6 protein-coding genes are annotated in these 8,203 nt (G+C 66.4%); 4 read left to right on the top strand and 2 right to left on the bottom strand.

The annotated features are described in order from the left end of the window. The coding region (locus DXK32_RS31460; RefSeq protein WP_162801439.1) for a calcium-binding protein at positions 1 to 1,805 on the top strand (1,805 nt) is incomplete at its 5' end. A gap of 436 nt (positions 1,806 to 2,241) precedes the next feature. Then, positions 2,242 to 3,915, top strand: coding sequence for an IS1182 family transposase (locus DXK32_RS31455; protein ID WP_114862090.1), 1,674 nt, complete (start codon positions 2,242 to 2,244; stop codon positions 3,913 to 3,915). A 186-nt stretch (positions 3,916 to 4,101) separates the two neighbouring features. Here DXK32_RS31455 and DXK32_RS31450 read toward each other — a convergent pair whose 3' ends face one another. Further along, entirely contained in the window at positions 4,102 to 4,470 is a 369-nt protein-coding gene (locus tag DXK32_RS31450; protein ID WP_035683362.1) for a DUF427 domain-containing protein, read from the bottom strand. A gap of 248 nt (positions 4,471 to 4,718) precedes the next feature. Here DXK32_RS31450 and DXK32_RS31445 point away from each other — a divergent pair, with 248 nt between their 5' ends. Continuing rightward, the gene (locus DXK32_RS31445) at positions 4,719 to 5,351 is read left to right on the top strand and encodes a 3'-5' exonuclease (protein ID WP_114862089.1); all 633 of its coding nucleotides are present in this window, start codon (positions 4,719 to 4,721) and stop codon (positions 5,349 to 5,351) included. A gap of 267 nt (positions 5,352 to 5,618) precedes the next feature. Here DXK32_RS31445 and DXK32_RS31440 read toward each other — a convergent pair whose 3' ends face one another. Beyond that, the gene (locus DXK32_RS31440) at positions 5,619 to 6,581 is read right to left on the bottom strand and encodes an AraC family transcriptional regulator (RefSeq protein WP_114862088.1); all 963 of its coding nucleotides are present in this window, start codon (positions 6,579 to 6,581) and stop codon (positions 5,619 to 5,621) included. Between the two features lie 101 nt (positions 6,582 to 6,682). On the opposite strand from DXK32_RS31440, the gene DXK32_RS31435 reads away from it, so the two are divergent. Then, a complete protein-coding gene (locus tag DXK32_RS31435; protein WP_114862087.1) occupies positions 6,683 to 7,879 on the top strand; it encodes an MFS transporter in 1,197 nt (398 codons plus the stop codon). Positions 7,880 to 8,203 lie beyond the last annotated feature (324 nt).

The raw sequence follows: 8,203 nt of genomic DNA, 5'->3' as shown, positions 1-8,203 counted from the left end.
AGGCGACGCTGGGCGATCAGGCGGAGCCGGCCTTCGCCGCCACCGCCGACGGCGGTTGGATCGCCACCTGGAGCGGCTACAACCCAGCCACCGTCACCCTCGACGTCATGCAGCGCCGCTTCACGGTGGCGGAAGCCATGCCGGACTTCATCACGATTCATGGAACGCCAGGGGCCGATGTGTTGACCGGCACTCCCTTGCAAAACCACATCCTCGGCTATGAGGGCGACGATAAGCTGTCGGGCTCGACGTCCCGAGACACTCTCGATGGCGGCGAAGGGGCGGATACGTTAAGCGGCGGTGCCGGTGACGACGTCTACATTGTGGACAACGTGCGTGACGTGGTTCGGGAATTGGTCAACGAAGGCGTGGACGAGGTGCGGACCTCGCTGAACAGTTACACTCTTGGAGCCAACCTGGAGCGGTTGACCTTCATTGGTATCGGTAACTTCGCCGGTACCGGAAACACGCTGGATAACTTGATCGTCGGTGGTTCAGGCAACGACACGCTCACCGGCGGAGCGGGCGCCGACACGCTGATCGGAGGCGATGGCGACGACCGCTTCTACTTCGACGATGCCGACGCGCCATTGCAGGGTGGTGCCGGCTTCGACACCGCCGTCGTCCAAGGCAACGTCGGCGCCAGTCTCGATCTGGCGGCGTGCAGCATTGAGCAGGCCTATGGCGGAGGCGGAAACGACAGCCTGATCGGCACCGGCGCCCTCCTCGGCCTTGCGATCAACGGGCGTGACGGCGACGACCTCATCCTTGGGAGCGCCTTCAACGACACACTGACCGGCGGCAATGGCAGCGACACCCTGATCGCTGGAGACGGCGATGATGTGCTGTACATCGACGCGGACGATGCTCTGGTGAGTGGCGGGGCCGGGTTCGACACCGTCTATGTCCAGGGGGACGGAAACCTCACCCTCGACCTTACCGCCAGCGGTATCGAGCGGGTGTTCAGTGGCTCCGGCAACGACATTCTGACCGCTACTGGCTCCGTCACATTGGTGGAGATCAACGGCGGCGCGGGCGATGACCTGCTCGTTGGCAGCGCCTTTGACGACACGCTGCGTGGTGACGCTGGCAACGACACGCTTTATGGCGGCGACGGAAACGATGTGCTGGTTGGCGGCAGCGGCGACAACGTGCTGTTCGGAGGCGCTGGTGACGACCGCCTGTATGTCGATACGCAGACCGCATCCTTGGATGGCGGAGACGGTAATGACATGGTCTATGCCCGATATTCCGGCGGCGTGACGCTGGACCTTTCAGCCTCCATCGAACTGTTCAGCGGCAGCGTCGGCAGCGACACCGTGACGGCGGTCAATGCCTCCGTCGCGGTGGAACTGATCGGTGGGGATGGCGACGACTCGCTCACGGGTGGTGCCTATGCCGACAGCCTACGCGGTGACAACGGCAACGACTGGTTGGACGGCGGGGACGGAAACGACACCCTGTCCGGCGGCAACGGGAACGATTGGCTTTTGGGAGGGGGCGGAAACGATACCCTATCCGGCGGCAGCGGAAACGACACGTTGATCGGTGGCTTCGGCGACGACTTGTTGATTGGCGGAAGCGGTGCCGACCTGTTCGTCTTCTCCAACGGCGGCGGCACCGACATCCTGCGGGATTTCAACGCCGGGCAAGGCGATCTCATCGGTTTGGCGGAAGGTCAAACCTACACATTGGCCGCCGATGTGAGCGGCAACGCACAGATCGTTTTCGGCGCTTCGGATACGGTCACTTTGGTCGGTGTGCAAATCACCGCAGTCTCAAGCTCCTGGTTTGTGACTGTGTGATTTCGTGATGGGGGAGGTGGAGCGCCTCCCCCATTTCTCTGCTTGGGAGCAATTCAACGCGGGCGAAGATCAGACTTGTCCCGTGGAGGGAAGGTTTTTGCAACCTGAGTCCGAAATGCGGGTTCCTGCCCATGACGAAGAGAAGCCCACGTCAGCGGTACCGCGCTCGCAATTCCCGTCGCCACGCTCAACGTCAGAACGCTGTTGGCGAGGGACATCCGGATGGTGGCATTGGCCTGATGCCGGTGCCTTCTCCGCCGCTATCCGGGTCGCGTGTCCGTCAAAGGGAGGGATACTGCTGGCGAATCAATTGAAGCGAATTCGGCACAAAGCCCATTCGTCCGCATGATGATGGGCAGCGGGATGGACAGCGAAGGATAAAGGACGGAGCCGGGGGGCGGCGGTTGAGAAGGGCGACGTGTTCGGAGGGCTCACCATGTTGCTCCACTCCCCGCTGTCCATCCGATCGGTGCCGGACGAAACCGCCCGGGTCGCTCGCGCCGCCTTTCCGAAGGGAAGCCCTTATCTGACGCTGCGCGACGCCCTTGGGCCGATGTTCGCGGATGAGGACTTTGGCGATCTTTATGCCAAGCGCGGACAGCCCGGGTACCCGCCCTGGCGCTTGGCCCTGGTGTTGCTCCTGCAGTTCCGTGAGGGGTTGAGCGATCGGCAGGCCGCCGAGGCGGTGCGGGCGCGCATCGATTGGAAGTACCTGCTGGGGCTGGAACTGACCGATGCGGGCTTCGATCACAGCGTCCTGAGCGAGTTCCGCAGCCGGCTGCTGGCCGGGAGCGGGGAGGGACGCCTCTTGGAGCGGGTGCTCGACGCCTGTCGGTCGCAGGGCCTGCTCAAAGCCCGCGGGCGACAACGGACGGATTCGACCCATGTGCTCGCCGCGGTCCGGGAGTTGAACCGGCTGGAACTCGTGGGCGAGGCGTTGCGCGCGGCGCTGAATGCCATCGCCACCGTGGCGCCGGCTTGGCTGCGCACCCTGGCGCCCCCGGTTTGGTATGAACGCTACAGCCGGCGCATCGAGGACTTCCGGCTGCCCAAGACGCCAGCCGGGCGCGAGACCCTCGCTGGTGAGATCGGCGATGATGGGTATCGGCTTCTCGCCATGCTGGACGCCCCAGGGGCGCCGCCCGGGTTGACGAGCTTGCCGGCCATTGAGGCGCTCCGAACGGTCTGGAGACGGCATTTCGAGATGTCCTCCGATCCCGACGCACCGCCCGGGAATGGCCGGGCGCGGCTACGGCCGGTGAGCGGGCGGGGGAGCGAGGACCGGCTGGAATCCCCTTACGACACCGACGCCCGCTATCGCAGCAAGAATGGCAAGGGGTGGACCGGCTACATGGTTCATCTCAGCGAGACCTGCGATGACGACACACCGCATCTGATTGTGCACGCTGACACCACGGCGGCCAACGTTCACGAAGCCATGCGGACGGCCTCCATCCACGCGGCCTTGGCGGCCAAGCAGACGGCGCCCGCCATCCATCTGGTGGATGCCGCCTACATCAGTGCGGCTCACCTCGTGGTGGCCCGGGAGACATTCGAAATCGACCTCGTCGGCCCACCTCGCGAGAACCTCAGCTGGCAGCAGCGGCAGGACGGCAGCTTCCGTGCTGGCGACTTCCAGATCGACTGGGAGGCAAACCGCGCCACCTGCCCGCGCGGCAAGGAAAGCCAGAGCTGGCACGCCTACCAGGATGAGGCGGGCGATCCCTACATCAAGATCCGATTCAATCCGGCGGACTGTCGGGTCTGCGAGGCGCGGGAGCAGTGCACCCGGGCAACCGGTAAGGGATGGGGGCGCAATCTCCGCCTGCGCCCGCGAGCCGAGCACGAGGCCTTGGTCGCAGCACGGACCCGGACGGAGATGGACAGTGAACGGCCGCTCTACGCCCTGCGCCAAGGCGTGGAAGGCACGCTGTCCCAAGCGGTGCGCGTCTTCGGGCTGCGGCGCGCTCGGTATCGGGGCACTTCCAAGGTCCATCTCCAGCACGTGGCCATCGCGGCCGCCCTGAACCTCGACCGCATTGCCGCATGGCTGCAAGGACGCCCGCTCGCCCCGACCCGCCGTTCCCGCTTTGCCGCACTGGCCGCCTGAAGCCGCCGGTTCCTTCCCTTTCCCGCAGCTTGTGCCGAATTCGCTTCAATTGATTCGCCAGCAGTATCGGGAGGTTTAACGGACACGCCGTAGACCGGTATCGAATGTCCGCTTTGGGTCAGGAGCAGACGGAGCTGGCATTGCGATGAGAGCAACACCGCATGCGGAGCCTTCCGCCAGCTGCCGCTATGTGGCCGCGTGCTCTTCGATGCAATCGACGCGTTCCGGATAAAACGCCAAATGTTCACGGATGGCGGCCACGGCGGGATAGGGAGTCTCGTAGGTCCAGACAGCGTTGATCGCGATGCGATCACCCACGCGCAGGTTGTAGTAAGTGGCATCGCCCTTGTAAGGGCAATGCGTCGTGTGCGCCGTGCGCTCGAAGGCCGTCATGTCGACATCCGCGCGGGGAATATATTGGACCACAGGCAACTTCGCCTCCGTCAGCGTCAGGGCGCGTGCCGTGTCGGCGACGACCCGGCTGGCGAAGACGACACGAATCCGATTCGGGTTGGGGATGATCGTGATGGGATGCTCGGGGCCGGGAATTTTCACAGCGATACTCCTTGCTCACCGGTAGTCGCGCCGGTCATGGCGCGGCCGTCATGCCTTATACCAGCGACTCTTTATCCTGACCCATCAGGATCAAGAGCCTCGACGGCATGGGCCGGCCGCTTGTGACCGTGGTGTCGCTGACCGGCGGCCGGCGCTTTCGCCATGCTACTCTGGGCGGCGTGACGGAGCGTTGTCCTTGTTTCACGTCCGTGCCACAGGTGGCTCCACCGATGAAAGATTGGATATCAATGAGCATGCAGCCGTGGGAAGGCCGTGACCGGCTGGTCGCGATCGACATCGAGACGACCGGACGGCGCCTGCCGAGCCTCCAGGACATCCGTAAGGCGCCCAAGGGCCTGCGTCAGCCCGGCATCATCATCGAAATCGGGTGTCTTGAGATCATCCGCGAGGGCGATGGCTGGAGGAAAGCGCGCAGCTGGGAGACGCGGGTCAACCCCGACGCCCCTCTCCATCCCGACGCCATCAAGGTGCACGGCATCAAGCCCGCCGACCTGAAGGTGGCGCCCCGCTTTCCCGAGGTGGCCGACGCGCTTCTCGCCTTTCTGGGCGAGGACCTTCTGGTGGCGCATGCCTATGAGAACGAGATGGACTTCCTGAACTACGAGTTCGCGCGCTGCGGACGCGCCGCATGGGGTGCCGACACGTTCTCGGCGGACCGGTTCATCTGTACCAAGGAGATGTCGCACGCGGTCTTCCCCGGTGCTTCCGGCTCGCTCGATGCGCTGTGTGATCGGCTGTGGCTCGACCGGAGTGATCGCTTCGCCCACCATGGCGCGCTGCTCGACGCAGACCTGACGGCTGATGCCTTCGTCAAAATGGCGTTGGGAGATACCGGCCCGCGCGACGCCGTGTATGAGTGAGGCACGGCGCCGGGCATCCGGATATCGTGCCGCGCGCCCTGACGGGCGGAAGGCGTCAAGGTCGCGTATCGGGGCAGCTTGCGCTGAACGGTGCTGGCTGCTCATGGCGCAGAGTCGACAGTCCGGCGCCTGGCAAACCGATCTCGCGCTGTCGGACAAGGTGTCGCCGAACTTTACGTGCTGACAGTTGGTCAGGTCACCCGCGAGGACAGGCGGGACCGGCTTGTGAAAGGACCTGCCCCCCACTTGGTCCTAATCGTGCCGGTGCTATGATTCCGCACTGCGTGAGGCGCCGGGCGAATAGCCCATGATGCGCTTGAAGGCACGGCTGAAGGCGGCCTGCGAGCCGTAGCCGAGCCGATGCGCGGCGGTTTCGATCGGCAGACGCTCCCGGCCGATCCACTGGGCGGCAAGCCGCATCCGCAGCTCCGTCACGTAGCGGACCGGGGTCACGCCGGTCACCTCCAGGAAGCGCTCCGCGAAAACCGAACGCGAGGCGCCCATCTCCGCGGCCAGTTCCGCCACGGTCCAGTTGCGGCCGGGATCGCGATGCAGCGCGGTGATGACGCGGCCGAGCCGCGGGTCGCGCAGGGCGTCGATCCAGCCGCGCGCATCGCCGCAGCCGCATTCGACCCAGCCCCGCACGATGGAGGCGGACACCACGTCGGCCAGCCGCGCCAGGATGCCGGCATAGCCGGCGCGCTCCGCCCGCGCCTCCCGCTCCATCGCTTCCAGCATCGGCAGGATTTCGGGGTAGCGGTCGAGCAGGGTGCCGACCTGCATCACCTCGGGCATCAGGCCGACCAGCGGCTGCATGGCGCCGAGGTCGAACTCCATGCAGCCGCTGAAGATCACCGCATCCTTCGTCCGGCAGCTTTCCGGCGGGCAGGATTCGAGCGCACCGACATTGCCGCACAGCGGCGCCGTCGCGAAGCTGGCGACGTCGCGGGCCGGCAGTTCCGGCGCCGACAGCAGTTCGTGCGCGCCGCCGCGCGGCAGCAGCACCGCATCGCCGGTGTCCAGCGTGAAGGTACCGCCGGTGAGCAGCCTCAGCACGACCGGCCCGCGGGCGATGAAATGGAATTGCGCCCGCCCCTCCACCGTCCCGAAACCGATGCCGAAGGGAGGGGCGACCTGCATGCGGCGGTACTGCACGCCGGTCAGCCGCATGCCGAGCAGAAGCTCGCTGACGAGGTCGATGGCGGGAGGGAGACGGGATGAGTCAGGCATATCCGGACTATCGATCAAAAGATGCGGACGTTATGGCATGGATCGTCCAGAACCTCCAATCTATTCTGCGTCGCAGCATAATCTTCCTGCGAGGACAAACCATGATGGAACCTGTGAGGCAAGCCGGCGCCGCGCCGGCGGAGCCCGCCTGGGGTGCCGTCTTCTCCCTGACGCTCGGCGTGTTCGGACTGGTGACGGCGGAGTTTCTGCCGGCCAGCCTGCTGACGCCGATGGCGGCCGACCTGCATGTGACCGAGGCGATGGCCGGCCAGGCCGTCACCGCGACTGCCGCGGTGGCGCTGGTCGCCAGCCTGCTGATCTCCGCCGCGACCCGCCGGATCGACCGGCGCCATGTGCTGCTCGCCTTTTCGGCGTTGCTGGTGGTGTCCAACTTGGCGGTCGCCTTCGCCCCCGACCTGCTGTCGCTGCTGGTCGGGCGGGTGCTGCTGGGGGTGGCGCTCGGCGGCTTCTGGGCCATGTCGGCCGCGATCGCCATGCGGCTGGTGCCGGAGCCGATGATTCCGCGGGCCTTGTCGATGATCTTCAGCGGCGTGTCCGCCGCCACCGTCTTCGCGGCCCCGGTGGGAAGCTATCTGGGCGACCTGCTCGGCTGGCGCGCGGTGTTCCTGATGGCCGGCGGGCTGGGGCTGGCGGCCTTGGTGGCTCAGGTTCTGACGCTGCCGCGCATGGCACCGAACGGCCACACCAGCCTCCGCACCCTGGGCGAGGTGATGGTGCGGCCGGGCGTCGGGCTCGGCATGGTGTCGATCATCCTGGTCTTCACCGGGCATTTCGCGCTGTTCACCTATGTCCGGCCGTTCCTGGAGACGGTGACCGGCGTCGGCGTCAGCGGCGTGTCGGGCATCCTGCTGGGCTTCGGCGTGGCGAACTTCGCCGGCACCTATCTCGGCGGCGTGCTGCTGGCGCGCAGCATGCGGCTGACCCTGACGGTCATGCCGCTGACCATGGGGCTGCTCGGGCTCGGGCTGGCCGCGCTGGGCGGGTCGCCGACCGTGGCCTCGGTGCTGATCGCGCTGTGGGGCGTCGCCTTCGGCGCCGTGCCGGTGGCCTGGTCCACCTGGATCACCCGCACCGTGCCGGACGAGGCGGAAAGCGCCGGCGGCCTCTTCGTCGCGGCGGTGCAACTCGCCATCGCCACCGGTGCGGCAGTGGGCGGCGCCATCTTCGGCGTCAGCGGCGCCGGGGGTGTCTTCGGCGCCAGCGGAATCGTGCTGCTGCTGGCCGCCCTGGTCGTGCTGGGAGGCATGCGCGCGCGGGCAGTCGCTGTCGCCTCCTGATCACCTCCGTCAGACGCCCGCGGATGGACCGGCCGCTGTCGCGCTCCGTTTCCAGGACGGTGGGCCCCCATGCCACCAGCACCGCATCGTACCCGGAAAACCGCCTCTCGCTCAGGTCAATACCCGCGACAGCAATCCTTCGTGATTGTCGACACAAGGAAGTTTAGACCCTCGAGCTCGGTTCAGTGTTGCGGGTTAGGCGCCAAGCTCTCGGTGGTGGTTCCGTACTGCTGGGAGCGGGATTCCTTCCGCGGTCGGCGGGCCCGTTCGGGTCGTGTCCCGAGGCGTGGTGTAGGAGCCGGGGCGCTCATCTGGTCACCGGCG

Source organism: Azospirillum brasilense, from assembly GCF_003349955.1.
Lineage (GTDB): Bacteria > Pseudomonadota > Alphaproteobacteria > Azospirillales > Azospirillaceae > Azospirillum > Azospirillum brasilense_B.
Note: the sequence above shows the minus strand (reverse complement) of the source record. Positions and strands in the feature narration are given on the sequence as shown.